This window comes from Corynebacterium sp. LaCa_205, from assembly GCF_057458085.1.
Genome location: NZ_CP190931.1, coordinates 971978 through 997506 on the forward strand (window position 1 = coordinate 971978; position 25529 = coordinate 997506).

Below are 25529 nucleotides of genomic sequence, written 5' to 3' on the forward strand. Positions count from 1 at the left end.
TTTGATGCTTTTGGCATCATATTCACAGTAGGTGGGTGCCCTCACCGGCCGGGGCGAGGGCTATGCACCTACTTGACGATGAGGACGATGAGATCGCGCGGGCCGTGTACGCCCTCGACACGAGTGAGCTCGATATCAGAGGTGGCGGAAGGGCCGGAAATCCAGGTTGCAGGCTTCTCTGGATCCATGCGGGAAATGACCTCGGGGATGCCGTAGACGATCTCATCTTGGTGGACGATGCACAGGTGGCGATCCGGAACCAGGGTGAGCGCGCGACGACCGCAACGTTCATCAGACTCGAGCACGATGGTGCCGGTCTGGGCGGAGGTGACGTGGGAATAAGTGACCACTGCGTCGGTCTCATTGAGGGTGCGCGGATCGACACTCTTATCGTCCGGCTTCGCGTCGAAGCCTTCGAATAGGCTGGCATCCATGCCCTCGGCATAGCGGATGTCGTTGCACTTGCGGTCCTTGAGGATCTTGGCGATGGCCTGCTTGAGCTCGCCTTCCTCGGTGACGTGTACCTCGGCCTTGTAGTCCTCGAGTCGGTCAATGAGCATATCGCGCAGTTCGTCCGCGTTCAGGGTGCCTTCGCGCTGGTAGTCGCGCGGGGCATCAACGTGGTCGGGAAGACCAGCCTGCTTTTGGGCGGAGCGGATGCGGCTTAGGATTTCCTGCTTTGCGTTCACTTTTTGGACTCCTCACGGGCCTCGGCAAGAAGTTCCTTGCCTTCTTCGGATTCAAACCACTGGCGGAAGGACTTCTTCGGCGGAACCGCGGTATCGCGGCCCTCAGACCAACCGGACATAAACAGTGGCAGGGATTCGATGGTCTTGTTGGTGCCACCCAAAATGCGGCCCAAGGCGACCATGTGTGTTGCCTTGTTCCACAGCTTCGGGTTGCTCCACAGCAGCTGGATGGTCTTGAAGAGCTTCGGCTCGATTGGTGGGGTGGCGTGGGTGACCTTCTGGTGACGGTTTTCCAAAATGACGTCAGAAAGCGGAATCTTAACCGGGCAAACCTCGTCGCAGCGGCCACACAGCGAGCAAGCATAAGGCAGGCTGGCGGAAGGATCGTTGTGGTCCTTCATGCCGGTGAGCTGCGGCGTCAGGGAAATACCAATTGGGCCAGGGTAGACCGAGCCGTAGGCGTGGCCGCCGGCGCGCTCGTAGACTGGGCAAACATTCAAGCAAGCCGAGCAACGGATGCACTTGAGGGCCTGGTGGCCAATCGGGGAGGACAGGGCCGCGGTACGGCCGTTATCCAGCAGCACCAAGTGGAAGTTCTGTGGGCCATCGCCCTCAGTAACGCCGGACCACATGGAGGTGTACGGGTTCATACGCTCCGCGGTGGAAGAACGCGGCAGCAGCTGGAGGAAGACCTCCAGGTCCTGGAAGGTAGGAACCAGCTTTTCAATACCCATCACGGTAATGAGGGTTTCTGGCAGGGTCAGGCACATGCGGCCATTGCCCTCGGATTCCACGATGTTGATGGTGCCGCTTTCTGCCACGCCGAAGTTGGCGCCAGAGATAGCAACCTTGGCCTTCATGAATTGCTCACGCAGGAACTGGCGGGATGCCTCTGCCAGCTCGGCCGGCTCGGCCTGCAGGGAGTCATCGGTATTCGGCATCTTGTTGACGAAGATATCGCGAATCTCGGCGCGGTTGCGGTGGATAGCCGGAACCAGAATGTGGGATGGCTTATCTTCACCCAGCTGCACGATGAGCTCCGCGAGGTCGGTCTCGCGAGCGTTGATGCCGGCCGCCTCTAGGTGCTCGTTCATGCCGATTTCCTGCGTGGCCATGGACTTAACCTTGACCACATCGGTCTCGCCGGTGGCGCGAATCAGACCCTCGATGATCTGGTTAGCTTCCTTGGCATCGCGTGCCCAGTGGACAGTGCCACCGCGCGCCTTAACTGCCTCTTCGAACTGCTCGAGCAGTTCTGGCATGCGGGCGGCGACATCTTCCTTAATTGCGGAACCAGCGGCGCGCAGCTCCTGCCAATCATCCAGCTCTTCTACAGCGCCAGAGCGCTTCTCACGAATGGAGGTAGTGGCATGCTGCAGGTTGTGGCGCTGGGTGGCGTTGTTTAGGCCAACGTGTGCGAGGGGAACAAAGGCCTTGCTGCCGCGCAGGTTACCGTAACCTTCCGGCGCACGCGGTGGGGTGGTATCGAGGAAAGAGGTCATTAGAGCATCGTCTCCTTGGAGTAGGCGGCGGAGGTAGGAGTCCATGGGTGCTCCTTGGTGGAAGCCAAGATCTCAGCCATGTGAACGGCGCGGACACCGGAACGCTGGCGGCTCAGGGCACCACCGATGTTCATCAGGCAGGAGGAGTCACCGCCGGTGACGAATTCTGCTTCGGTCTCCTTAACGTGGCGGGTCTTATCCGTGACCATCGCGCGGGATACTTCCGCATTCTTGATTGCGAAGGTACCGCCGAAGCCACAGCATTCTTCCTTATTAGGAAGGGTGACCAAGTCGATGCCCTCTACTTCTTGGAGCAGCTGCAGCGGGCGGTCGCCCAGTTTCAGGAAGCGCAAGCCGTGGCAGGAGGGGTGGTAGGTCACGCGGTGCGGGAAGAATGCGCCCACATTGGTCACGCCGGCAACGTCGACCAAGAATTCGGGTAGATCCAGGGTCTTTTGGGTGGTCTTGCGGGCGCCGTCGACGTCGGCGGAGTTGCCGAAACGGTCGGCGATGCGCTCGTGCTGTTCACGAACGACGCCCACGCAGGAACCGGAGGCCGCAACTACGTAGTCAATAGAGGGATCTGCGAAGGCATCCGCATAAGAGCGGATCATGCCCAACGTTTCCTTTTGGTAGCCGGTATTGATGTGCATCTGGCCGCAGCAGGTCTGTTCTTCCGGGAAGACCACCTCGTGGCCCAAGCGGGAGAGAACCAGTGCCGTTGCCTTTTGTACGTCCGGGAAAAGGGCGTCACCAATGCAAGTGGAAAATAGCGCAATGCGCATACGGTGCTCCTCGTTGATTTTTGACATGGGGTAGCCACAACCTTACTCCCTTTAAGCAGTACGTGCGTAATGCGTCTCCTCGTTGACCAGCGATTATTTTGCAATATTAGTGTTGCAGAAAGTCTCTATCAGCCGTTTGTGCAGTAAAGGGGACTTTTAGGGCACGGCCCTTTTCACACTTGACTTTTCAGTCCACTAGAATCGTGCGACATGACACCAGCTGATTTGGCCACACTGATTAAAGAAACTGCCACCAAGGTCATGGAAAGCCATGACCTTGACTCCTCCGTCTTGCCCGAAACGGTAACCGTCGAACGCCCTCGCAATCCTGAACACGGCGATTATGCCACCAACGTGGCACTGCAGGTGGCCAAAAAGGCCGGAGCTAACCCGCGCGAGCTAGGAGGCTGGTTGGCAGAGTCCCTGGCGGAAAATGACGCCATTGCGGAGGCCGACATTGCCGGTCCTGGTTTCCTTAATATTCGCCTTGCTGCCGATGCCCAGGGGGAGATCGTCGCGCAGATTCTCCGCGCCGGCAAGGAGTATGGCTCTAATGATTCCTTTGCAGGCAAGAAGGTCAATCTAGAATTCGTCTCCGCTAACCCCACCGGTCCGATCCACCTCGGCGGTACTCGTTGGGCCGCAGTAGGAGATTCCTTGGGTCGCGTGCTGGAGGCATCCGGCGCGGAGGTTACCCGCGAGTATTACTTCAATGACCATGGCGGCCAGATTGACCGTTTCTCCCGCTCCCTCGTGGCGGCCGCGAAGGGTGAGCCAACTCCGGAGGATGGCTATGGCGGAGCCTATATCCAAGACATCGCTGCGGCCGTGGTAGAGAAGAATCCATCCGCCTTGGAGGGCAGCGATGAAGAAGTGCAGGAAGCCTTCCGTGCAGACGGTGTAGAGATGATGTTTGCGCAGATTAAGCAATCTCTGCATGAGTTTGGCGTGGACTTTGATGTCTACTTCCACGAGAACTCCCTCTTTGAGTCCGGTGCGGTCGACGCTGCGCTGGACAAGCTCAAGGCTGAAGGCAATATGTATGAGGCCGAGAATGCGTGGTGGCTCAAATCCACCGACTACGGCGATTCGAAGGACCGCGTGGTGGTTAAGTCCGATGGCAATGCGGCCTATATCGCAGGCGATATCGCATACGTGGCTGATAAGTTCGACCGCGGCCATGATCTGAATATCTACATGCTGGGTGCGGACCACCACGGCTATGTGCCGCGCTTGAAGGCGGCAGCTGCCGCCTTGGGCTACGATGCCGATGCTGTCGAGGTACTAATTGGCCAGCTAGTCAACCTTTTGCGCGATGGCAAGCCGGTGCGCATGTCCAAGCGTGCGGGCACAGTTATCACCATGGAGGACCTCGTGGCCGCCATCGGCGTGGACGCCTCCCGTTACTCCCTGGTGCGTTCCTCTGTGGACCAGAGCATCGATATCGACCTCGGTCTGTGGGAATCCCAGTCCTCCGATAACCCGGTCTATTACGTGCAGTACGGCCACGCCCGCCTGTGCTCTATCGGCCGCAAGGCAGCCGAGCTGGGCGTTGATGCCGAAGGTGCGGACCTTTCCCTGCTCACCCATGAACGCGAGGGAGATCTCATCCGTACGCTGGGTGAATTCCCGGCCGTAGTGGAAGAGGCAGCGCAGTTGCGCGAACCGCACCGCATTGCCCGCTACGCCGAGGACCTCGCTGCGGTATTCCACCGTTTCTATGACTCTTGCCAGGTCCTGCCCAAGGCCGGCGAGGAAAAGGCTCCTATCCATGGCGCCCGCCTGGCATTGGCGCAGGCAGCCCGCGTGGTCCTGGCTAATGCCTTGACCATGGTGGGCGTAAGCACCCCGGAGAAGATGTAAATGGCGGATTTTAATGAGTTGCCCGCCCATGTCTGGCCGCGCAATGCGCAGCGCGAGGAAGACGGCGTAGTTACCATCGCCGGCGTTCCGTTGCCGGACTTGGCGGAGGAATTCCACACCCCGCTCTACGTTTTCGATGAAGATGACTTCCGGTCCCGCTGCCAGGACATGGCGCGTGCCTTTGGCGGCCCGGAGCATGTGCACTATGCCTCCAAGGCATTCATTTCCAAGAAGATTGTCAATTGGGTCAATGAGGAAGGCCTGTGCTTGGATGCGGCCTCCCTCAACGAGCTCAAGATTGCACTGGCGGCAGAATTCCCGGCCGAGCGCATTACCACGCATGGCAATAATAAGGACGAAGAGTACCTGCGGCTGTGTGTAGATGCCGGCGTGGGTCACGTCGTCATCGATAATGAGCACGAACTCGAAGAACTCAATCGCATCGCTGGGGAAGCGGGCAAGGTGCAGCCGGTCATGATCCGCGTCAAGCCGGGCGTGGATGCGCATACGCATGAATTCATCGCGACAGCGCATGAGGATCAAAAGTTCGGCATTTCGCTAGCCACCGGTGCCGCCTTCGCCGCGGCCAAGCGATGTTTGGAGGCAGAGAACCTGCACTTGAGCGGCCTGCACTGCCATGTGGGCTCCCAGGTCTTTAATGCGGAGGGCTTTAAGCTTGCTGCCGAGCGCGTCATGGGCCTGTACCGTCAGATCTACACCGAACTGAACGTGACTCTGGCAGAGCTCGATTTGGGCGGTGGCTTCGGCATTCCCTATATGCCCTATGAGGAGGCACTGGATATCGAGCGCGTGGCCAGCGATATGCTCGGTGCGGTCAAGCACACCGCAGAGGAGTTGGGCATCGAGGCGCCCTTCCTCCTAGTCGAGCCTGGCCGTTCCTTGGTCGCCGGCTCTGCGGTGACCGTCTACCGAGTGGGTACCGTCAAGGATGTAGAAACCGGCAAGTCCGATCTGCCCCTGCGCCGCTATATCTCTGTCGATGGCGGAATGTCGGACAATATACGTCCGGCCCTTTACGGCTCGGCGTATGACGTACGCGTGGTCAACCGCTTTAGCGATGGGGAAGAGGTGCCCTCGCGCGTGGTGGGTTTCCACTGCGAATCCGGAGATATCCTACTTGAGGATGGCGAGCTACCCAATGATATCCAGCCGGGAGACTTGATCGCCTTTGCGGCTACCGGCGGCTACCAGTACATGATGTCCTCACGCTATAACGGTGCGGTGCGCCCAGCGGTCGTCGCCACGCGCGTGGGACATACCAAGCCAATGCTGCGGCGCGAGACCATCGAGGATCTTCTCTCCCTCGAAGTGGACTAGCTGGCACGCGAGCCCCGCCACAAAACCTATTTTAATTCAGGCCTTGTGGCGGGGCTTTTTCTATCTATGGGTCTATTTAGGGCGAAAGTAGACAGCTTGTTCTGTATAGTGTCCTGTATCCGCACTGAGCGGGAACGACACGTTAACCCCAACTTCAATATGGAGACGGACTATGGCTGCATCGACTAGCGAGCTTCAGGCACAAAAGCATTCCGGCAAGGGCGAGGGTGAGACCGTTGGTATCGCGCTGCTGGGCTTTGGCACCGTTGGTGCTGAGGTCTTCCGCTTGCTGGGAGAGAATGCTGATGCCTTTGCTCACCGCATTGGCGGCCCAGCCGAGATTCGCGGCATCGCCATCCAGAATAAGAATAAGCTGCGCCCAGGGGTACCCCAGGAGCTATTGACCGATGATGCCAAGGCACTTGTCGCCCGCGACGATATCGACCTTGTAGTCGAGGTTATCGGCGGCATTGATTTTCCGCGCGAGCTGGTCCTCGCCGCTCTCAATTCCGGCAAGTCCGTGGTTACTGCTAATAAGGCGTTGGTAGCCGCGCATGCGGATGAGCTGGCAGAAGCCGCCGACCGCGCCGGAGTGGACCTTTACTTTGAGGCTGCCGTGGCCGCCGCCATCCCAGTGGTAGGTATGCTGCGCCGCTCTCTGGCCGGTGATCAGGTAGAGCGCATCTCCGGCATCGTCAACGGCACCACAAACTTCATCTTGGATGCCATGGAGTCCACGGGTGCCTCTTATGATGAGGCACTGGCCGAGGCCACCCGCCTGGGCTATGCCGAGGCTGATCCCACCGCGGATGTTGAGGGCCACGACGCCGCTTCCAAGGCCGCTATTATGGCATCTTTGGGATTTCACACCCGCGTGAAGTTTGAAGACGTGCACTGCGAGGGCATTACCAAGGTCACGGCCGCGGATATCGCGGCGGCCAATGATGCCGGCTATTCCATCAAGCTGTTGGCCATCTGCGAACGCCTTCAGCGGGAGGACGGATCCGAAGCCGTCAACGCCCGCGTACACCCCACTTTGGTGCCCAAGGAGCACCCGTTGGCCTCTGTCAGCGAGTCCTATAATGCCATCTTCGTCGAAGCCGAGGCCGCAGGTTCCCTGATGTTCTACGGCAATGGCGCAGGTGGTAATCCTACTGCTTCTGCCGTGCTTGGCGACGTCGTCGGTGCAGCCCGCAATATCGTCCACGGCGGCCGCGCACCGGGTGAAAATACCTACGCCAATCTACCTATCGCCGACTTTGGTGAGGTGGAAACCCGCTATCACATCGATATGGAGGTCCAAGACCGCACCGGTGTGCTCGCGGCCATCTCTGCGGCCTTTGCAAATAATGGCGTATCCCTGCGCACGGTACGCCAAGAGGACGGCGAAGATACTGCTCGCCTCATCGTGGTCACCCATGCTGCCAAGGAAGCCACCCTGGACAAGATCGTGGCTGACTTGGATGAGCTAGATGAGGTCAAGGCCGTCCATTCCGTAATCCGCCTCGGCAGCTAGCCCGACGCAATAGACTGAATAGCTATGAGTATCGAAGTTGAAGTCGGCACCAAAGCAATCGTGACCGTTCCCGCTTCTACGGCGAATCTTGGCCCCGGTTACGACACCTTGGGCATGGCGCTAAGCCTTTATGACACCGTCGAGGTAGAGGTCACCACCTCTGGGCTGGAGGTAGAGATTTTTGGTGAGGGCGCAGAGGACCTGCCGCGCGATGGCTCCCACCTAGTGGTTAAGGCGATTCGCTCCGCGCTTTCGACAGCCGATGCTACCGTGCCGGGCCTGCGGGTGGTTTCGCATAATAATATTCCGCAGTCGCGGGGCTTAGGCTCTTCCGCCTCTGCCGCTGTGGCGGGCGTGGCCGCTGGCAATGCACTGGCGGGAAGCCCCCTCACCCAAGACCAGGTGGTGCAGCTTTCTTCCGCTTTTGAAGGGCACCCCGATAATGCGGCCGCCTCCGTGCTGGGTGATGCCGTGGTGTCGTGGACCAATGTCCCCGTCGATGGTCACTCCTTGCCGGACTATCGCGCTGCTTCCATCAAGGTGCATAAAGATATTCGTGCCACCGCGCTCGTGCCGGATTTCCACGCGTCTACCCAGGCGGTGCGTCGCGTATTGCCGTCGCACGTGACTCATTCGGATGCGGCGTTTAACGTCTCGCGCACCGCGGTGCAAGTGGCTGCATTGCAAAACTATCCGGACCTTTTATGGGAAGGCACCCGAGATCGCCTGCACCAGCCGTACCGAGCGGATGTGCTTCCTGTGACCGCGGAGTGGGTCAACCGTCTGCGCAACCGAGGATACGCAGCCTACCTCTCCGGCGCCGGTCCGACCGTAATGGTGCTGCACACCGAGGACATCGATGAGAGCATTCTTGCCGACGCCCGCGAGCAAAACCTCCGCGTCATCGACCTCGCCATCGCCGGCCCAGTCAGCGTGGAGCTTACGCAGGCTTAATTTCCAGCCTGCAGACGTTGTGCGGCTGGCGCGGCACCAGGTTAATGGTGGTGCCTTCATCGGTAGTTTCTTGCAGGAAGCCAGCGTGTACCGCGCAGAGGAATGGTGAAGGCTGGAGTCCCGAAGACACAAACGGGCAGGCACGGAGCTCCATGTCGGTAGAGTCCGGCTGCATGGCGGGGTCAAAGCCCATATCGCGCAGCGTGGAAAAGAGCGTATCGAGCGCGCGGTGGGGGCCCTCCGCGCCTGCGGCGCGTGCCCAGCGGCGCCCGATCTCGATGGCCTTGGCAGACGCGGCGTCGTCAAGCTCTTCCTTGCCCGCCAGCATGGTGGTCAGCACTTCTACCAGGGTGATGTATTCCTCTGCCACGGTCTTATTGTCTGGGACGCGGACTTGGAAAATCAGGGAAGGGCGTCCCCGGCCCTTACTCGGCGCGGATAGCACGTTTATAGCTCCGGCGTTGACCAGCTCATCGATGTGGCCACGGGCGGTGTTGACGTGCATGCCAAGCTCCTCGGCCACGGTGCCAGCTTTGGCGCCATTGGGGTGGCGTTGTAAGGCTGCGAGTACCTCGCGTTGCTTTGGCGAGAGATTGAGGGCCTCGGGGAAGAGTTCGGTGGTGGGCCGGGGTAGTGAGTCAGGCATGGTAGGAAATCCGCCTTGGGGTCTGCATAACAGAGATTTTATTTGGGGTGGACAAAAACGTTTGCTGTAGATATTGCCAAGGATACGGTGCTACCCACCGCAAAACCTAAAGCAGACTCGCGGTCTACCGGTACGGTGGCCTCGTAACCGCCCAGATCCACGCGCAGCTGAGCGGCTGCGAGGCTGGTGGCCTCGACCGCTAGGACTCGCACAGCCCACTGGTTGCAGGCTTCCGGCACGGCACCGATGGTGACCGCATGCGGATCGAATGTCACCGCCACCTCCTGCCCGGGCTGAACAGGCGCGTATTCCGTCGTTGCCAAAATAGTAATCTCCCCGCAGGCGACCTCCACAGTGGAGGCATCTGTGGCGGTCACCGTTCCTTCAATGCGGTTAAGCCCCGCGAGTGCCGCAACGAAGCCAGTCGGCGGGGCATCAAGGAGCCGCGCGGTAGCGCCGTGCGCTCGCACCTGTCCGGCTTCCATGACCAGCATGTCTTGCGCCAGGTTCGCAATGTCGAGCGCGTTATGGGTAACGAGCAGGGTGGTCCTATCCTCGCGGGCAGCGTGCAGAAAGTGGCGCCACCTCTCAGCCGATTTCACGTCGACTGCGGCAAGTGGCTCGTCCAATATGAGAACGGCTGGTCGTGCGGCTAGCGCGCGCACCAGGGCCACGTGGGCGGCCTGGCCGCCGGAGAGGGCTGTTACTGGGACGTCGGCAAGCTCGTGCAATCCTGCTGCCGCGAGAAGCTCATGCGCACGGGTCCTATCGCGGGTAACCATGGCGACCGCTTGCTGGGCCGTCGAGCGCGGCGGCAAGCCCGGCCGCTGGGTGAGTAAGACGATGCCGGTTCCGTCTGGAGAAACCTCACCGCCGCTCAGGCGCCCAGCAATGCGTCCCATAAAAGTGGTCTTGCCGGAGCCGTTCGGGCCCACCACGGCCGTAATGGCTCGCGGAGACAAAGCCGTGCGCACGCCATCGACCGTCACGGATACCGCCTGCGCATTCGTGGGCTGGGTGAGCTCGCGGAGCTTGTCCACGTCCAGTGAATGCAGCCGCCTTGCCTGCGGCTGGTAGCGCCGCCTGCGCAGGGCCGGCAAGCCCGCAACCGCCAGGCAGACCAAGGCCAGCCCGATAAGCAGGGCGGAGAGCACGTAGGCGCCGTCCGCGTCGACCTCGCGCTCTAAGTAGATGCCCAGCGGCATCGTGCGGGTAACCCCTGGCTGAGAGCCGGCAAAGGTCAGTGTCGTGCCAAATTCGCCCAATGAGCGCGCGAAGGCCAGTGCCGCGCCGGTAGCTACAGCCGGCGCGATAGAAGGAAGGGTGATCTTGCCGAGTATCTCCCAACGCCCGAGGCCCACGCTCCGCGCAGAAGCGAGGATTTCCTGGTCTAGTTGGCGCAGCGCCGAATCAACCGCTACCACCACAAAGGGCAGTGCCACGAAGGTTTGCGCCACCACGACTCCGGGGAAGGCGAAGGCGAGGTGGATGCCCAGGGCGTCGAGAAGCGGGGAGAGGTAGCCCTTGCGCCCTAAGGCTGCGGTGAGGGCCAAACCGCCGACCACCGGTGGCATAGCCAGAGGAAGGTAGACCAAAAGACGGATAATGGTGCTGCCGCGACCGAGCTGCTGGACCCATAATGCCAGGCCCAAGCCCATTACGAGCGCGAGCAGCATGGATTGGAAAGCCGCCGCCACGGAGATGAGCAGCATGTCTCGAATCTCTTCGCGGCCAAGGTAATCGCTGATGCGCGCCCACGGCACCCGCAGCCCGAGAGCTGCCACGGGAACAATGATGGTAGCTACCGCAATGAGACCAATGAGGCCGATAAGCAGCGGGGCCTTGGGGCGGACAGGCTGAGGGGCGGACATAGACTACTTCGCTGGGCTGAAGCCAAGGTGGTGCCAGGTGGAATCAAAGTCGCTGGCCAACAAATTGAGCACCGCCCGGGCCTGGTCGGGATGAGAGGCGTCCGTGGCAACGGCGCCCAGGATCTGATTAGAGAATTTCTCCGCCCCAGGAATATCAATCACCTCAACATCATTGCCGGCCGCGGCGGCATCGGTGGAGTAGACCCATCCAGCATCGGCTTCACCCGAGGCCACCTTTCCTAAAACATCCGCTACCTGGCGCTCCTGGGAGGAGGGGTGCACGTCCAAATGCTGGTCATCGATGATCTGGGAGGAAATATCGCCGCAGGGTACTTGCGGATCGCAGAGTACGAAGTGATGGGAGTGGGATAGATCTTGCACGGAATGGATTCCCGCCGGGTTTCCTTTAGGTACCACCATGACCATGACATTCGTGGCGAGCACCTCGGGGGCGGTCACGGTTCCATCCTGGACCGCCTTATCCATGGTCTTTTTGGAAGCCGTGAGGAGAAGATCGGCCGGAGCGCCCTCGCGCAGCTTGCTCACCAGATCGGAAGAGCCGCCATTTTCAAAGCTCAAATTCACCGGAGATTCGAGCTGGCCGGCGCGTTCGGTAAGTTCATCATTGATAACGCGGGTGGATGAGGCCGCCAGTACAGTGAGCGTGGTATCCGCCGTATCCTGTGACGACGTTACTGACGTGTGTGGAGCGCAGCCTGAAAGAGCGATTCCCAAGGCAACGAGGAGTGCGGTGACGCGTCTGTGCATCTGCGGAGAGCTCCTTTTCGGCTTCTTTGGCGGTGAGTATGACCTACCTAGAATAGCCCTCCACCGAACAAAGGTTTAGCTCACGCGGGTGAACTTGATGTGGAAGTCGTTTTCTTTCTCCTGGAGGTAGTCGAGCTCGAACTTCTCCTCGCGGGACTCGACTTCTTTGAGCAGCGGAATGGGGTTGTGCGGGGCGATGAGGATCATAGACTCTCCCACGTTAAGGGTGCCCAATGCGCCATGGATGGCACCGTGGCGGACGGCGTGCGGAATTTCTGAGGCGTTGAGGGTGGGGATGGAATGCGGCTTATTGGCGTCGGAAATGGGCAGCTGCATGGCAAGTAGTCCTTTCTGCTGGGGTGCGAGTTTCGCTCTGACCCCAATATTAGTACGATAAAACTCGTGCAAAATAATAGCGTGGCGCATCGCCTTATTTTTCTCGCCTGTGCAGGGGTATCCCTGCTGGTTGGGCTGGGTGCGGGCGCCTCCCTCCTGGGTTTGAACGCCACCCCGGGAGCATCCTTTGCTGCCGACCAAGGGCCGCTAATGGTCTTTGGTTTCGTAGGCGGAGCCATAGGCCTCGAACGCGCCGTCGCCGCGCGCACCACGTGGGCCTGGGCGGGGCCCGTGTGCCACGTCGCTGGCGTGCTCAGCATTCTCGCCGGCCTACCGCGTGGGGTCGCAGCCATGTTCTTTGCCGCCGGATTCCTTTGCCTTGGCTGCATCTATGCCACTATCTACCGCCGTCAGGCGAGCCTCGCGATTCTGGTGCAAGCAGCCGGCGTCATTGGGGGAGTAACTGCCGCAGCCCTCTGGGCCATTGGGCCGGGCTTTGCTACCGCGATGCCATTGTGCGCGCTTTATGCCGTGGCCACCATCATCGGCGAGCGCATGGAATTAGCGCGCATAACCATGGCCGGAACGCGCGCCGAAAATCAGCTCACCCTCTTAGTGCTGGGGCTGGCGGCAGTAAGCGTTATCTATATGCTTTCCCCGGCGGTGGGCTATCGCGCTATGGGGCTGGTGCTGATCGCTATCGCCGCGGCCACCGCGCGGGTGGATGTGGCCAAGAACTTGGTGCGCTCACAAGGATTGCCGCGCTATTCGGCGGCATGCATGCTGGCCGGTTACGCCTGGCTCGCGTTCGGCGGGTACTTGTGGCTGATCTATGGCGAGGCCACCGGCTTTGTCTATGATGCCTCGGTGCACACCATCTTCCTGGGCTTTGTCATGTCCATGATTTTCGCGCACGCGCCCATCATCTTCACCTCTGTTATTCGCCGCCGCCTGCCATACCACAAAGTGCTCTACGTACCTGTGGGGCTCTTGCATGGTGGCCTTGCGCTGCGAGTCCTTGCAGATTGTGCCCAGCACACCACAGCGCTCCAAAGCGGCGGGGTGGTTACCATTATTGCGGTAATAGGCTTTCTTGCCTGCGGCATTACCTTGACCAGCAAGGAGGCGCGACGTGCGCATTCATGACATTTCCCTGGCCGCACGCGGCCGTTGGCATACCCTTAGCGCTGCCATTATCGCCGGGTGGATCCTTGTCGGCCTCGGCCTGCTCATCGCTAGTTCCTTGGGCGCACCCGTGGTGTGGTGGGATATCATCCACCCCTTCACAATTGGCGCGCTGACCACAGCGATCATCGTCTTTTCCACCCACTTCACCGAGGCCTTGACTAGGACTGCGGGTGGGGACTACCGGGGCGTCGGCAGTCGCGTGGCACTAGTCCAGATCGGGCTTATCTTGTTGCTCATCGATAGGGCGGGGTATGACTGGGGCCCGCTTGCCGACGTCGCCTCAACCCTCATCATCGCCGCCCTCGCCTGGCATCTGTGGTTCGTCGCGCGGCGCCTACGCGGCTCATTGTCTGGTTCTTTTGCCGTGACCGTGCCCTTTTATATCGCCGCTAGCGTGTTCATGATTGTCTCCGTAGTACTCGTCATCCTCAGCGGCAACAGGGTAGGCGAGTACTCCCTCCTCATCGGCGCGCACTCGCGCGGTATGGTCTGGGGATTTGCCTGGCTGACCGTCATCGGCACGGTGGTCACGCTGCTTCCCACGTTGTCTGCCACTGCGATTTCCTCCACCGCCCGTGCAAGATGTACCCGTGCGCTCATCGTGCATTGCGTGGGGCTGGGATGTGCGATGGCACTATACGCGGTAGGCCTCACCCGAGCTGCAGGCGTGGCCCAGCTGCTCGTGGTCTTGGCAGTCCTGCTCATCATCCAGCCGGTACTCGCTACCGTCATGGGGCGCTCACCACGGCTGACCACCGCCACCGTTGCCGTCATCGCCGGCCTGCTGTGGATGCTGGCGTTGTGCGCCGGTGATGCCATCTCCGCAGCCGTCGGAGCCTACCCGCGCACCATCACCTTGGTTGTGCTTCCCGCCTTCCTCGGTGCTGGCCTTTTGCAGCTGGTGACCGGTGTCCTACACCACCTGCTGCCCATACTTACCGGGGCGCGCCCCAATACCGCGGACCGCACCGGTTACGCTCGTCTGCTGCTCATCAACCTGGGCGGACTACTTAGCTTGCTGGATGCTATTGCGGCCGGGCTTATCATGATGGGGATAGGTCTTGCCGCCAATATCTTCGCCGTTGGCCGAGCCCTTTACTTACAGAAAAGACTGGAGAACTAAATGCTGAGCGTTTCTTCCTCACAACCCGCGGACAAGCCCGCCTCCAAGGACTCATCTTGGGCTTCGTGGCTACTCATCGGTATCGCGTTAGCGGCAGTTATCGCACTCGCGGTGGTCAATTCCACCGGCAAGAGCTCTCAGTCCGCTACGCCTGTAGCCTCTGGTGAAACGCAGACCATTGACGTTGGTGTGGATGGCATGGCCTTTACGCCCTCGTCTATCGATATCGACCCTGGAACCCATCTGGTGGTCAACTTCACCAACTCGGGTGACCAAGTCCATGACCTGAAGATAGGTGATGCCGAGACCGGCCGCGTCGATCCCGGCGAGACCGTCCAACTTGATGCCGGAGTCATCGACTCCTCCGAGGAAGGCTATTGCACCATCGCCGGCCACAAGATGCAGGGCATGACTTTTAAGGTCAACGTCGGAGATGGCGCCGCTGCAGGGCATGACCACACGGTGGCTTCTGCAAGCAACCCCCACGTGGACGTGCCTACCGCCGCTGAACTCGGCACCCAGCGCGAAGGCTTTTCCGCCTTTGACGCCACCTTGCAGCCTGCCGCCGAAACGAAGACGCACAAAGAGACCTGGACGATGACCGAGAAGGTCGTAGAGGTCGCCCCCGGCATCAAGCAAATGCGTTGGCTCTTCAACGGCCAAGCCCCAGGCCCGACCCTGCGCGGAAAAGTGGGCGATAAATTCGAAATCACCATCAAAAACGAGGGCTCCATGGCCCACTCCATCGACTTCCACGCCGGCGAGGTCAACCCTGATGAGACCATGAAATCCATCCGACCGGGTGAGGAATTGACCTATAAATTCACCGCGCATCGCTCCGGCATTTGGATGTATCACTGCTCTACGATGCCCATGTCCCTCCACATCGCTAATGGCATGGCCGGCAACGTCATCATCGATCCGCCGAACCTGAAGCCCGTGGACGCGGAATACAACTTCATGGCGACCGACGTCTTCCTCGGTGAGGAAAACACTGGTGCCGATGCCCAGCGCGTAGCCGACGGCCGCTTCGACCTCATGGCCTTTAACTATTATCCCGGCCAGTACGACGCAGAACCCATCAAGGCCAAGGTGGGCGATACCGTTCGCCTGTGGCTGACTAATCTAGGCCCCGACCAGCCGCTGAGCTTCCACGTTGTGGGCGAACAATTCGATACCGCCTACAAAGAAGGCGCTTACCTCATCAAGAATGAGGACTCGACCGGCTCGCAAGCCCTGGACCTCCTCCCGGCGCAAGGCGGATTCGTCGAGATGACCTTCAACGAGCCCGGTACTTATTCCTTTGTCAATCACATCATGACTAACGCCGAGAAGGGGCAGCACGGCAAGTTCATCGTCACGGAGTAGGCCAGCCTCGCTCGATACACCCTTCGCGCTCACCATGAAACAAGTTTCATAAATCCGCGGCTTCACGGTGATCGCGAAGAGCGGGGTAGTTCTGCAGCTTCCCCTTCGCGCTCACCGGGACGGTGATTTCGTGCTACCCGCGGCTGCTAGTGAGCGCGAAGGGTGGTGGGAAGAAGACCCTTACCCTTGCCGCTCACCAGTGCGGTGCCGTGGCCTAGTTCAGCGAGCTGCGGTGAGCGCGAAGGGGGAGGGCAGGGTCCGGGAAGCGGAGCAGGGGGAGCTCGCGCAATTCCGCGTGTGTGTCGTAGTCGCGTTCGGCGCCGGTGCCAGGGACCTCGACAAAATTCACACCGCGGATGAGGCGGCGGACGGAGACGTTCCTAGCCGTAGGAAGGGATTCGAGCTGAGTGTGGAGCGCGGGGGCGTGCCAGAGGGAACACAGCGGCTGGAGGTAGCCGTCGGCGGCGCGGGTGAGTACGGCATCGGCTGTGGAGGAGGCGAGGGTCGAGCGCAGACGGGGAAGCAGTAGCGGCGAATCGGGGGCATCCACGGCGAAGAGGGCAAGTTCGGTGCAGTGGGATAACGCTTGTGCGCCGGCCGCGATGCCAGCGACGGGACCACCGTAGAGCGGGGACTCGCACACCTGGGGTAGGCCGAGATAATGCGGTGAGACGGCCACGGCCGGGGTGCCGTAGGGGAGCTGGGCGAGCAGGCGGTCTATAAAACGTGTTCCGTGGGCGGAAAGAGAGGCTTTATCTGTGCCACCCATGCGTCGGCCGTGGCCACCGGCGAGGATTATCGCGCCGAGCATTAGGCCTCCGGCAGGGTGCGGGACCAGTCTCCGGAGCGGCCGCCGGATTTCGCCACGATGCCGCAACGGCGGATATAGGCGGAGCGGTCCACGCCCTTGACCATGTCGATGATGGCGAGCGCGGAAACATTCACGGCCGTAAGCGCTTCCATCTCCACGCCAGTGCGGTCGGCGGTGCGGACGGTGGCGGAGATGAATACGTGGTCGTCGTCAAGCGTGAGCTCCACAGCGCAGCCGTGCACGCCGATGGTATGCGCTAGTGGAAGCAGTTCGGGGACCTTCTTGGCAGCGGAAATGCCGGCGATGCGGGCTACAGCTAGGACATCGCCCTTGGGCACCGTGCCGTCGCGCAAAGCGGTCATGACCTCGGGAGAGCAAGCGACTTCGCCCTCGGCCGTGGCGGAGCGCACGGTCGGTTGCTTCTCGGTGACATCGACCATGTAGGCGGCGCCGTCAGAGTCAAGGTGGGTAAATTTCATGGCTGCTCCTTAATACAGATAAACGGTGATGTCCTCGCCCACGGCGGGCGGTTCGGAGTAGATGAGACAAAAGCCATTGGTACCGGCGAGCGATACAACGCGATGGCTGCCGTGGGGCAGGTGCGAAGTAATGGCGGGCTCCGGCTGAAAGTCTACGGTCACGGGGACAATGGTCGGCCGGCCGCGGGAGGCAGGAAGAGGCGAGTCTACACGGGCGCGCAGGTTGACCCGCTCCCGTGGCGCAGGGTGCCCGGAAAGTGCGGCGATGAGGGGACGAGCATAAAGCTGGAAATCCACGAAGGCAGCCACGGGGTTGCCAGGCAAGCATAGTACCGGGGTGCCTTTCCAATTGGAGTAGCCCTGTGGGGCGCCCGGGCGCTGGTCGACGTGCCCGAACCACGCGGAATCCGTGCGCCCCAGCACAGTGTGGACCACATCGAAGGCGCCGGCTGACACGCCACCGGAGGTGATGATGAGGTCGTGGGAGGAGGCAAGCTCATCCAGTGCAGAGGCCAAGTCTGCGGGGGAATCGCCAACATGGAGGCGCGTGTGTGCGCCCGCGAGCGCGGCGAGCATGGGGCCGTTGGAATCCGGCAGCTGGCCGGGAGCGAGTTCTGTTGGGGAAGAGACGAGTTCTTCGCCAGAAGAAATGATCGCTATGCGCGGGCGGCGGTGGACCGAGACGGAATAAACGCCAGCGGAGGTGAGAGCGGCGATTACGGCGGCGTCGACAAGCGTGCCTGCTGTGGCCACTGGCGCGCCGGACTGGATATCCTCCCCGGCGGCGCGGATATGTGACTTGGTGGGAGCATCGGTGATGGTCACCTCGTCTGGAAGCGCTACGGGGCCGGCCGGGGTGGTGGTATTTTCCACGGGCACGACAAGCATTCCTGCGGTATCAGCTACCGGTGCGCCGGTCATGATGCGCACCGCGTGTCCCGCGGGGACCTCGGTAGGGGCGGCACCGGCTGGTACATCGCCGGCGACGGGGAGGGTCCATGGGCCGGGGGAGGGAAGATCCGCGGCGTGGACGAGGAAGCCATCCATCGCCGAGTTGGCGTGGGGCGGCACGGGAAAGCGCGCGGTGGCATCGGCGGCGAGGACGCGGCCGATGAGGGAGGCATCGACGGCGGCTGACTCGGCCGGCAGGGGGGATGCCAGGGTGAGGACGGCATCGAGGTGCGCGGAGATGCTGCGGGGCGTGGACATAAAAATAAGGTTAGCCGCCGATGGCAGACATCGGACGGTCCGGTTGCAGAAAGCCTTCGTCATCGATGCCATGGCCAGGCTTTTTGCTCCACATTTCCTCAGCCCAGGCCTCCATGATCTCCTCATCGCTGGCCCCAGAGCGCAATAGTTCCCGCAGCGGGGTTTCGGAATTGCCAAAGAGGCAGTTGCGCACGGCGCCGTCGGTAGTCAGCCGCGTACGATCGCAGTCGCCGCAGAAGGGGTGGGTGACCGAGGCAATGATGCCCAGTGTGCCGCGCGTTCCATCCGGAGCAGTGGCCTCCCACAGGGCGGCGGGGGCAGATCCCCGCGGTTCGTGGGCGGGCTCCATGGAGAAGTGGGTGCGCAGGCGGCCAAGGATATCTTCGGCCGTTACCATGTCCTCGCGGCGCCATTGCTCGCGGGGCCCAAGCGGCATCTGTTCGATGAAGCGCAGCTGAGCACCGTGGCGGACGGCATAGTCCGCTAGCGGGACGATGTCTTCTTCGTTGACCCCGGGCATGACCACGGCGTTGATTTTGATGGGGTGGAGGCCTGCGGCATCCGCAGCGGCGATGGCCTGGAGCACGTGATCAAGGCGGTCGCGGCGGGTGAGCGCGGCGTAGCGCTCGCGGTCGATGGTATCGAGCGAGATATTGATGCGATCGAGTCCGGCTGCGGCGAGGGCGCCGGCGCGCTTTTCTAGGCCAAGCCCGTTGGTGGTTAGCGCGGTGGACGGGGATCTCCCCTGGTCGGTGCGCAGCTCTTTAGTGGCGGCAATAATCTTTTCCAGCGACTTACGCAGCAAGGGTTCGCCGCCGGTAAAACGCACTTGGCGGATGCCCAGCTTGCCGACGCCAATTCGAATCAGTCGGATGGTTTCCTCATCGCTCAAGGTCTTCTCTGTGGGCATCCACTCTAAGCCTTCGGCCGGCATGCAATAGGTGCAGCGCAAGTTGCAGCGATCCGTGAGGGAGACGCGCAGGTCGCGGGCTTGGCGGCCATAGCGATCCAGCAGTGCGCGCGTGCCATCAGCAGCCGGGGCGGGCAGATCCGCTGGCGACTGCGCCCGGACCACGGTGGGCAGGGGCAGGGAAACTACGGGTCGCTGCGTGGAAGAGGTCATCGGTGCCAGTCTAAGAGAGGGGATGAGGTACACCAAGCTGCAACGGCTTAGAGAAGGATATTATTCCTAGTTTTCCCGGCTTAAATCGGTGGCTTCGGTGGCAGCGAGGCGCTGCGATTCGCCTGGACCCTTGAGCCGGATGATGTTGTACTCGCCTTCTGCCAGGTGGGTGCGCAAATCCTTCTTATCGAATTTGCCCACGGAAGTTTTATCGATGGACTTTACAAAGGTCCAGTACTCCGGCAGCATCCAACTCGGCAGCTCCTTGCGCATGCTGGCGCGCAGGCGCTCTGCGGTTTCGATGGTGGGAGAAGCACCTTCTGCCAAGACGGTAACGGCCAGTGGGCGCTCGACCCATTGCTTATCGGGATAGCCGATAACGGCGGCTTCGACGACGAGTGGGTCAGACATGATGAGGTTTTCGAGCTGGACGGAATAGATCCACTCGCCGCCGGAGCGGATGACGTCTCGGGCGCGGTCCTCTACGGTAAGGAAGCCGTCCTTGGTGACCGAGCCGACATCGCCAGTGCGCAGCCAGCCATCCGCGGTGAACTTGCCCTCTGCAGCCTCGACCTGCTTGCCGCGAAATTCGGAGGCGATTTCGCCCGGCTCAGCGGTAGGCGAGTGGTAGTAAGAACCGGTGACCAGGTTGCCGCGTACCTGCAGCTCGCCCGCGTTGCGGTCGGTTCGGGCCACAACTTGGCCGTCATTGACCACGCGGTATTCCAGCGAGGCGGGGATGCGACCTTGAGAAATGCGGTAGGCCCACCGGGTATCGCCCGAAGCGCCCTGAGGAGGGCGGGCGACGCTGCCGACGGTGGAGGTTTCTACCATGCCCCACACGTGAACAACGTCGACACCGTAGCGTTCCTCCCACATCTTGATAAGAGTTGGGGGAACAGGGGAGCCGCCGGCATAGATCTCCGTGAGGGTCATGCGCTCCGGCGGGTGGTGCATGTAGTGCACAAAGAGTTGGATCCAGATGGTGGGAACGCCGTGGGCCACGCGCGGAGAAGTAGCGGCAATGGCCTTGGCAAGGGTGGGGGCGGATACGTCGGCGTCGGGAAGCACGAGCGGGGTGCCCGTCATGAAGCAGGTAAAGGGAACGCCCCAGCTCAGCACGTGGCAGATGGGAATGCAGCACAGGAAGGTCTCGCCGTGGGTGATGCACAGCGAGTCCGAGGAGCGCAGCTGCATGGCCTCCAGATACAGCGAACGGTGCGAATACAGCACACCCTTGGGGGCACCCGTGGTGCCTGTGGAGTAGCACAGTGCTGCGGCCGTGCGCTCATCGAGCTCCGGCCAGTCATAGACGGTGGAGCGGCCATCAATTAAAGCTTCATAGGAATACACTTCGATCCCGCGAGGGAAGAGATGGGCAAACTGCTGCGCAGGCTGCGCGCCGGTAATGATGACGCTTTTCACGGAGTCGGTACCCACAAGCACCTTGCCTAATTGCTGCGCCAGCCGGGGATCGCACACGATGGCAGATATTTCCGCGTGATTAATAATATGGCGAATCTGGTCATTCATCAGCTGCTTATTGAGCGGCGCAAAAATCGCGCCCTTGCAAGCAGTGCCAAACATGACCTCGAGGTGTTCGGCGCAATTCCACATAAAACTGCCCACGCGCTCATCGCCGGTAATGCCCAAATCATCATGAATAGCGTGGGCGAAGGCGGCTGCGCGAGCGGCGATATCGCGGAAGGTAACTTCTTCGGCCGGATCAAATTCAGAGCCGGTGCCCTCACCGTGCCAGGTTGTCACCGTGGTGCTGCCGTGCACCGAGGCGCCGTATTCCAAAATGCGGGTCAGGGAGAGGGGGATATCCATCATCGTGGAAAGCATGCCTCTACTGTAGCGGTGTCATGGTGCGGGCGTTGCGGTCTATGCGTTATACTTGTTCGCGACTGGTAGGAAACCGGAATTTTTAGCTCCCCTTTCCTATGGATTCGGGCCCAGAGAAGTTTTGCCCGCAGTCGTTTCTTGATTTCTTCCGGTTCGTGCACCCGCTGTGCGAATTCTCCTTGAGAACATGGAAGAGGCCTCATACTTATTGCCCGGCAGGACGCGCATGCGCCTTGGCACGAGGGCGAGAAGTCCTAGAAAAATACAAATTGGCTTCCAGTGCAACGCCGTGAGCCTAGGCTACGGCGGCTCCCGCATCATCGGACCTGGTCAAGCAACGAAAGGATATCCGTGAGCGAAACGGACAACACCGCAGCACAGGATCTTGCATCCCTGAAGCTGCCGGAATTGCGCAAAATGGCCGCAGAGCGCGGCCTACGTGGTGTCTCTGCCCTGCGCAAGGGGGATCTCATCACCGCCATCAAGACTGGTCAAGTTCCGCCAAAGGCCAAGGCCAAGGTGGAAAAGGCCGCTCGGGTAGAAAAGGCGGAAAAGGCAGAGAAATCTGATAAACCAGAAAAGCCACGCGCGCAGGCGCAGGACGATGCGCCGCAGAAGGCGGAAAAGCAGGAAGAATCCGGCGAGAAGCAGGATAACCGCCAGCAGAACTCTGGCGACGAGCAGCGCTATGAGTCGCGTTCTCAGGCACGCCGCGCTCGCCGCAACCGCGCCCGCCGGCAAGAACGCCAGGAGCGGCAGGAACGTCAAGAGCGCGAGGAACGCAGCCACAACGAGGAGCAGGGCGGCAATAAAGACAACCGCGAGAATAACTCCCAGGATGGCTCCGATAATCAGGGCGATAAGAATGACCGCGGCGATAATAAGCAGCGCGGCAATCGCCACGATGACAACAATAATCACGAGCGCGGCAACCGTCGTGGGCGCCGCAATCGCCGCAACCGCCGTGGCCGCGGAAACAATAATGACAATAACGGCGGCAACGATTTGCAGGTCCGCGAGGGCGATGAGCTGCAGGCCGTCGGTGGCATTTTGGACGTGGTAGACAATAACGTCGCCTTCCTGCGCACCACCGGTTACCGCGCCGCGGCTTCCGACGTCTTTGTCAACAACGGCATTGTCCGCCGCCTGGGCCTGCGCTCCGGCGACGCCATTACCGGCCAGGTTAAGGTCTCCGGCCCGACGCATACGCATGGCAACGGTCGTAACCGCCGCAAGTACAACCAGCTGGTTCAGGTCGATACCGTCAATGGCATCGATCCGGAAAACGCAAAGCAGCGTCCACACTTTAATAAGCTGACCCCGCTGTATCCGAATAAGCGCCTGCGTTTGGAAACGGACCCGAAGATCCTCACCACCCGCGTGATTGACCTCATCATGCCCATTGGTAAGGGCCAGCGCGCGCTTATCGTCTCCCCGCCAAAGGCCGGTAAGACGACGATTTTGCAGAATATCGCCAATGCGATTTCTACCAATAACCCGGAGTGCTACCTCATGGTTGTCCTCGTAGATGAGCGCCCTGAGGAAGTTACGGATATGCAGCGTTCCGTCAACGGTGAGGTTATTGCTTCCACCTTTGATCGCCCGCCATCAGAGCACACCTCCGTAGCCGAGCTGGCTATCGAGCGTGCCAAGCGCCTTGTGGAGCAGGGCAAGGACGTCGTTGTTTTGCTCGACTCCATTACCCGCCTGGGCCGCGCCTACAATAATTCCTCCCCGGCATCCGGCCGCATCCTCTCTGGCGGTGTGGACTCCAACGCGCTCTACCCGCCAAAGCGCTTCCTCGGCGCCGCCCGCAATATCGAAGAGGGCGGCTCGCTGACAATCATCGCCACCGCCATGGTGGAGACCGGTTCTACCGGCGATACCGTCATCTTCGAGGAATTCAAGGGCACCGGCAATGCCGAGCTGAAATTGGACCGTGGCATTTCCGAGCGCCGTGTATTCCCGGCCGTGGACGTTAACCCGTCCGGCACCCGTAAGGATGAATTGCTGCTCGTACCAGAGGAGGCGCGCATCATGACCAAGCTGCGTCGCATCCTTTCTGCCCTGGATTCCCACCAGGCCATTGACCTGCTCATTAAGCAGCTAAAGAAGACCCGCTCCAATGGCGAGTTCTTGATGCAGGTGGCCTCCTCGGCCCCGATGGCTGCGGATAAGGATGAAGAAGATTATGTCTAATCAGGTTTCCCTCGTTGATGACATTGTGTCCGAATACCAGGGCATTGAGATGCAGATGGGCGATCCGGAGGTGGCCGGCGACCAGAAGCAATTCCGCAAGCTCTCCAAGCGCTATGCGGAACTGCGCCCCATCATCATGGTTAATGATGAATTAACCCAGGCCCGCGAGGATCTCGCGGACGCCAAGGAGATGGCCTACGAGGACCATGACTTCCAAGAAGAAGCGGACCGCCTCGAAAAGTCCGTGGAGAGCTTGGAAGAAAAGCTCGCTGATCTGCTCGCGCCGCGCGATGAGCAGGACTCCGAGGACATCATTATGGAAATCAAGGCCGGCGCGGGAGGCGAGGAGGCGGCCCTCTTCGCCGGTGACTTGGCCCGGATGTACGAGCGCTACGCGGATAAGACCGGCTTTAACTGGGAGGTCCTGGGCCTCAACGAGTCGGATCTGGGAGGTGTGAAGGATATGACCATTTCCTTCCGCTCCAAGTCTCCTTCGCGCGATGGTGCCTGGTCCGTCTTCAAGTTCGAGGGCGGTGTGCACCGCGTGCAACGTGTCCCGGTCACCGAGTCCCAGGGCCGTATTCAGACTTCTGCCGCCGGCGTGCTGGTCTACCCAGAGCCAGAAGAGGTGGAGTCCGTCAATATTGATGACAAGGATATTCGCGTTGACGTTTACCGTTCTTCGGGTAAGGGCGGCCAGGGCGTGAATACCACCGACTCCGCGGTGCGCATTACCCACCTGCCAACTGGGCTTATCGTTACCTGTCAGAAGGAACGTTCCCAGATTCAGAACAAGGCGCGTGCACTGCAGGTCTTGCAGGCCCGCTTGGACCAGATGGAGCGTGAAGCTCGCGAGGCTGAGGCCGGCGAGCAGCGCGCCTCCCAGGTGCGCACCATGGACCGTTCGGAGCGCATCCGCACCTATAACTGGCCGGAGAACCGCATCACGGATCACCGCATTGGCTACAAGGCTAATAACCTGGACTCTGTTTTGAACGGCGATATGCATGACCTTATTAAGGCCCTGCAGGACCAGGAGCGTGCCGAGCGCCTCGAGGCTGAGGGCTAAACGGGCGTGGATAACACGTATGGACAGGCGCTGCGCCGTGGGGTGCAGCGCCTTCGTGCTGCCGGGGTACCAAGCCCCGAGTGGGATGCGCGCATCATTGCCACGCACCTTATTCATTGCGGCCACATGGATATCCCGCTGGACCAAGCTCCTATGCCCGGTTTCGATATGGCCTATGATGCGCTGCTACGTCGCCGCGAGTCCCGCGAGCCCCTACAGTACGTGCTAGGCAGCGCCTGGTTCGGTCCGCTGGAGCTCAAGGTGGGCCCTGGCGTATTTATCCCGCGGCCGGAAACCGAGGTGTTGGCGGACTGGGCGGTGCGCAATGCGGACGGCCCGCGGCTGGTGGACTTGTGCACTGGCACAGGGGCGTTGGCACTATATCTGCACCACTACTTACCTGAGGCGCAGGTGCGGGCAGTTGAGCTTGCCGACGCCGCCTTGGCCTACACCACTGCCAATACCCGCGGCAGCGGGGTAGAGGTCATTCAGGCCGATGCTACGGATGCCACTACCTTGGCGGAGTGGAACGGGACCGTGGACCTTATCGTGACCAACCCGCCGTATGTACCGGAGACGCCGAACCTCGATCCGGAGGTCTACCATGATCCACACGACGCGGTCTTTGCCGGTGAGGATGGGATGGGCGTCATCACCGGCCTCATCCCGACGTTCGCCCGCCTTTTGCGCCCGGACGGCAAGGTGGCCATCGAGCACGATGACTCCACGAGCGAAGCCGTACAAGCCGCAATGGCCCGCCACGGCGGCTTTGAAAGAATTTCGGCGCTGCAGGACATGACGGGAACGCCCCGCTTTGTCACTGCGGTGCGCGCGGTAGACTAAG

The 25529-nt window shown here is 60.9% G+C and carries 22 protein-coding genes and 2 pseudogenes; 10 read left to right on the forward strand and 14 right to left on the reverse strand.

Features of this window, described 5'->3' with window-relative positions:
- Nucleotides 1–68: 68 nt before the first annotated feature.
- The 3 genes from ACP8J1_RS04785 to ACP8J1_RS04795 are packed head-to-tail and all read right to left on the reverse strand — an operon-like array spanning nt 69 to nt 2976.
- Nucleotides 69–689 (reverse strand): LutC/YkgG family protein, encoded by a 621-nt coding sequence (locus ACP8J1_RS04785; RefSeq protein WP_023021780.1) that lies wholly within the window; start codon nt 687–689, stop codon nt 69–71.
- Nucleotides 686–2191 (reverse strand): lactate utilization protein B, encoded by a 1506-nt coding sequence (locus tag ACP8J1_RS04790; RefSeq protein ID WP_034656446.1) that lies wholly within the window; start codon nt 2189–2191, stop codon nt 686–688. Before ACP8J1_RS04790 ends, ACP8J1_RS04785 begins: the two co-directional genes overlap by 4 nt.
- Nucleotides 2191–2976 carry a (Fe-S)-binding protein gene (locus ACP8J1_RS04795; protein WP_023021778.1) on the reverse strand — a complete coding sequence of 262 codons (786 nt, stop codon included), beginning with the start codon at nt 2974–2976 and terminating at the stop codon, nt 2191–2193. The genes ACP8J1_RS04790 and ACP8J1_RS04795 overlap by 1 nt, the downstream gene beginning before the upstream one ends.
- A gap of 210 nt (nt 2977–3186) precedes the next feature.
- Between ACP8J1_RS04795 and argS the strand changes: the two genes are divergently transcribed.
- The 4 genes from argS (at nt 3187) to thrB (ending at nt 8647) form a co-directional block, all read left to right on the forward strand.
- Complete coding sequence (argS, locus tag ACP8J1_RS04800) at nt 3187–4839, forward strand: arginine--tRNA ligase (RefSeq protein WP_023021777.1); 1653 nt, start codon at nt 3187–3189, stop codon at nt 4837–4839.
- Nucleotides 4840–6177 (forward strand): diaminopimelate decarboxylase, encoded by a 1338-nt coding sequence (lysA, locus tag ACP8J1_RS04805; protein ID WP_023021776.1) that lies wholly within the window; start codon nt 4840–4842, stop codon nt 6175–6177.
- 172 nt (nt 6178–6349) lie between these two features.
- Nucleotides 6350–7693, forward strand: a complete 1344-nt coding sequence (locus ACP8J1_RS04810) for a homoserine dehydrogenase (RefSeq protein ID WP_023021774.1) — start codon at nt 6350–6352, stop codon at nt 7691–7693.
- 24 nt (nt 7694–7717) lie between these two features.
- Nucleotides 7718–8647 carry a homoserine kinase gene (gene thrB / locus ACP8J1_RS04815; RefSeq protein ID WP_023021773.1) on the forward strand — a complete coding sequence of 310 codons (930 nt, stop codon included), beginning with the start codon at nt 7718–7720 and terminating at the stop codon, nt 8645–8647.
- Here the strand turns inward: thrB and ACP8J1_RS04820 are convergent.
- From ACP8J1_RS04820 to ACP8J1_RS04845, 6 genes and pseudogenes are all read right to left on the reverse strand, one after another.
- Nucleotides 8634–9293, reverse strand: coding sequence for a helix-turn-helix transcriptional regulator (locus tag ACP8J1_RS04820; protein ID WP_023021772.1), 660 nt, complete (start codon nt 9291–9293; stop codon nt 8634–8636). The genes thrB and ACP8J1_RS04820 overlap by 14 nt on opposite strands.
- A 38-nt stretch (nt 9294–9331) precedes the next feature.
- Nucleotides 9332–9787 (reverse strand): TOBE domain-containing protein, encoded by a 456-nt coding sequence (locus ACP8J1_RS04825; RefSeq protein ID WP_369707473.1) that lies wholly within the window; start codon nt 9785–9787, stop codon nt 9332–9334.
- 129 nt (nt 9788–9916) lie between these two features.
- Nucleotides 9917–10333: pseudogene (locus tag ACP8J1_RS04830) on the reverse strand (ATP-binding cassette domain-containing protein); the annotation flags it as partial.
- Between the two features lie 75 nt (nt 10334–10408).
- Nucleotides 10409–11164, reverse strand: a pseudogene (locus ACP8J1_RS04835) (ABC transporter permease); the annotation flags it as partial.
- Between the two features lie 3 nt (nt 11165–11167).
- Nucleotides 11168–11932: a molybdate ABC transporter substrate-binding protein gene (modA, locus tag ACP8J1_RS04840; RefSeq protein WP_023021770.1), complete on the reverse strand. Its 765-nt coding sequence runs from the start codon at nt 11930–11932 to the stop codon at nt 11168–11170.
- A 75-nt stretch (nt 11933–12007) separates the two neighbouring features.
- Nucleotides 12008–12268 carry a DUF2249 domain-containing protein gene (locus ACP8J1_RS04845; protein WP_023021769.1) on the reverse strand — a complete coding sequence of 87 codons (261 nt, stop codon included), beginning with the start codon at nt 12266–12268 and terminating at the stop codon, nt 12008–12010.
- 66 nt (nt 12269–12334) lie between these two features.
- Between ACP8J1_RS04845 and ACP8J1_RS04850 the strand changes: the two genes are divergently transcribed.
- From ACP8J1_RS04850 to ACP8J1_RS04860, 3 genes are read left to right on the forward strand one after another with little or no spacing between them, the layout of a single operon-like run.
- Complete coding sequence (locus ACP8J1_RS04850) at nt 12335–13414, forward strand: hypothetical protein (RefSeq protein ID WP_486697229.1); 1080 nt, start codon at nt 12335–12337, stop codon at nt 13412–13414.
- A complete protein-coding gene (locus ACP8J1_RS04855) occupies nt 13401–14579 on the forward strand; it encodes a hypothetical protein (protein ID WP_023021767.1) in 1179 nt (392 codons plus the stop codon). Before ACP8J1_RS04850 ends, ACP8J1_RS04855 begins: the two co-directional genes overlap by 14 nt.
- A complete protein-coding gene (locus ACP8J1_RS04860) occupies nt 14580–15947 on the forward strand; it encodes a multicopper oxidase domain-containing protein (protein ID WP_023021766.1) in 1368 nt (455 codons plus the stop codon).
- 214 nt (nt 15948–16161) lie between these two features.
- Here ACP8J1_RS04860 and mobA read toward each other — a convergent pair whose 3' ends face one another.
- The 5 genes from mobA to ACP8J1_RS04885 all read right to left on the reverse strand — a co-directional run bounded on the left by mobA (nt 16162) and on the right by ACP8J1_RS04885 (nt 21417).
- Complete coding sequence (mobA, locus tag ACP8J1_RS04865; RefSeq protein ID WP_023021765.1) at nt 16162–16758, reverse strand: molybdenum cofactor guanylyltransferase; 597 nt, start codon at nt 16756–16758, stop codon at nt 16162–16164.
- Nucleotides 16758–17237: a cyclic pyranopterin monophosphate synthase MoaC gene (moaC, locus tag ACP8J1_RS04870; RefSeq protein ID WP_023021764.1), complete on the reverse strand. Its 480-nt coding sequence runs from the start codon at nt 17235–17237 to the stop codon at nt 16758–16760. The genes mobA and moaC overlap by 1 nt, the downstream gene beginning before the upstream one ends.
- A gap of 9 nt (nt 17238–17246) precedes the next feature.
- Nucleotides 17247–18446: a molybdopterin molybdotransferase MoeA gene (locus tag ACP8J1_RS04875; RefSeq protein ID WP_023021763.1), complete on the reverse strand. Its 1200-nt coding sequence runs from the start codon at nt 18444–18446 to the stop codon at nt 17247–17249.
- A 10-nt stretch (nt 18447–18456) separates the two neighbouring features.
- Complete coding sequence (moaA, locus tag ACP8J1_RS04880; RefSeq protein ID WP_034656447.1) at nt 18457–19569, reverse strand: GTP 3',8-cyclase MoaA; 1113 nt, start codon at nt 19567–19569, stop codon at nt 18457–18459.
- A gap of 66 nt (nt 19570–19635) precedes the next feature.
- Entirely contained in the window at nt 19636–21417 is a 1782-nt protein-coding gene (locus ACP8J1_RS04885; RefSeq protein WP_023021761.1) for a long-chain fatty-acid--CoA ligase, read from the reverse strand.
- 351 nt (nt 21418–21768) lie between these two features.
- On the opposite strand from ACP8J1_RS04885, the gene rho reads away from it, so the two are divergent.
- Genes rho through prmC form a run of 3 tightly spaced genes read left to right on the forward strand, consistent with a single transcriptional unit; the run spans nt 21769 to nt 25528 of the window.
- Nucleotides 21769–23616, forward strand: coding sequence for a transcription termination factor Rho (rho, locus tag ACP8J1_RS04890; protein ID WP_023021760.1), 1848 nt, complete (start codon nt 21769–21771; stop codon nt 23614–23616).
- Nucleotides 23609–24685: a peptide chain release factor 1 gene (prfA, locus tag ACP8J1_RS04895; protein WP_023021759.1), complete on the forward strand. Its 1077-nt coding sequence runs from the start codon at nt 23609–23611 to the stop codon at nt 24683–24685. Before rho ends, prfA begins: the two co-directional genes overlap by 8 nt.
- A gap of 6 nt (nt 24686–24691) precedes the next feature.
- The gene (prmC, locus tag ACP8J1_RS04900) at nt 24692–25528 is read left to right on the forward strand and encodes a peptide chain release factor N(5)-glutamine methyltransferase (RefSeq protein ID WP_023021758.1); all 837 of its coding nucleotides are present in this window, start codon (nt 24692–24694) and stop codon (nt 25526–25528) included.
- Nucleotide 25529 lies beyond the last annotated feature (1 nt).

Excerpts from the sequence above, each read along its gene's own strand:
- ACP8J1_RS04790 (WP_034656446.1), bottom strand. The coding sequence starts at position 2,191 with ATGACCTCTTTCCTCGATACCACCCCACCGCGTGCGCCGGAAGGTTAC.
- ACP8J1_RS04795 (WP_023021778.1), bottom strand. The coding sequence starts at position 2,976 with ATGCGCATTGCGCTATTTTCCACTTGCATTGGTGACGCCCTTTTCCCG.
- argS (WP_023021777.1), top strand. The coding sequence starts at position 3,187 with ATGACACCAGCTGATTTGGCCACACTGATTAAAGAAACTGCCACCAAG.
- lysA (WP_023021776.1), top strand. The coding sequence starts at position 4,840 with ATGGCGGATTTTAATGAGTTGCCCGCCCATGTCTGGCCGCGCAATGCG.
- ACP8J1_RS04810 (WP_023021774.1), top strand. The coding sequence starts at position 6,350 with ATGGCTGCATCGACTAGCGAGCTTCAGGCACAAAAGCATTCCGGCAAG.
- thrB (WP_023021773.1), top strand. The coding sequence starts at position 7,718 with ATGAGTATCGAAGTTGAAGTCGGCACCAAAGCAATCGTGACCGTTCCC.
- ACP8J1_RS04820 (WP_023021772.1), bottom strand. The coding sequence starts at position 9,293 with ATGCCTGACTCACTACCCCGGCCCACCACCGAACTCTTCCCCGAGGCC.
- ACP8J1_RS04825 (WP_369707473.1), bottom strand. The coding sequence starts at position 9,787 with ATGCTGGTCATGGAAGCCGGACAGGTGCGAGCGCACGGCGCTACCGCG.
- modA (WP_023021770.1), bottom strand. The coding sequence starts at position 11,932 with ATGCACAGACGCGTCACCGCACTCCTCGTTGCCTTGGGAATCGCTCTT.
- ACP8J1_RS04845 (WP_023021769.1), bottom strand. The coding sequence starts at position 12,268 with ATGCAGCTGCCCATTTCCGACGCCAATAAGCCGCATTCCATCCCCACC.
- ACP8J1_RS04860 (WP_023021766.1), top strand. The coding sequence starts at position 14,580 with ATGCTGAGCGTTTCTTCCTCACAACCCGCGGACAAGCCCGCCTCCAAG.
- mobA (WP_023021765.1), bottom strand. The coding sequence starts at position 16,758 with ATGCTCGGCGCGATAATCCTCGCCGGTGGCCACGGCCGACGCATGGGT.
- moaC (WP_023021764.1), bottom strand. The coding sequence starts at position 17,237 with ATGAAATTTACCCACCTTGACTCTGACGGCGCCGCCTACATGGTCGAT.
- ACP8J1_RS04875 (WP_023021763.1), bottom strand. The coding sequence starts at position 18,446 with ATGTCCACGCCCCGCAGCATCTCCGCGCACCTCGATGCCGTCCTCACC.
- moaA (WP_034656447.1), bottom strand. The coding sequence starts at position 19,569 with ATGACCTCTTCCACGCAGCGACCCGTAGTTTCCCTGCCCCTGCCCACC.
- ACP8J1_RS04885 (WP_023021761.1), bottom strand. The coding sequence starts at position 21,417 with ATGCTTTCCACGATGATGGATATCCCCCTCTCCCTGACCCGCATTTTG.
- prfA (WP_023021759.1), top strand. The coding sequence starts at position 23,609 with ATGTCTAATCAGGTTTCCCTCGTTGATGACATTGTGTCCGAATACCAG.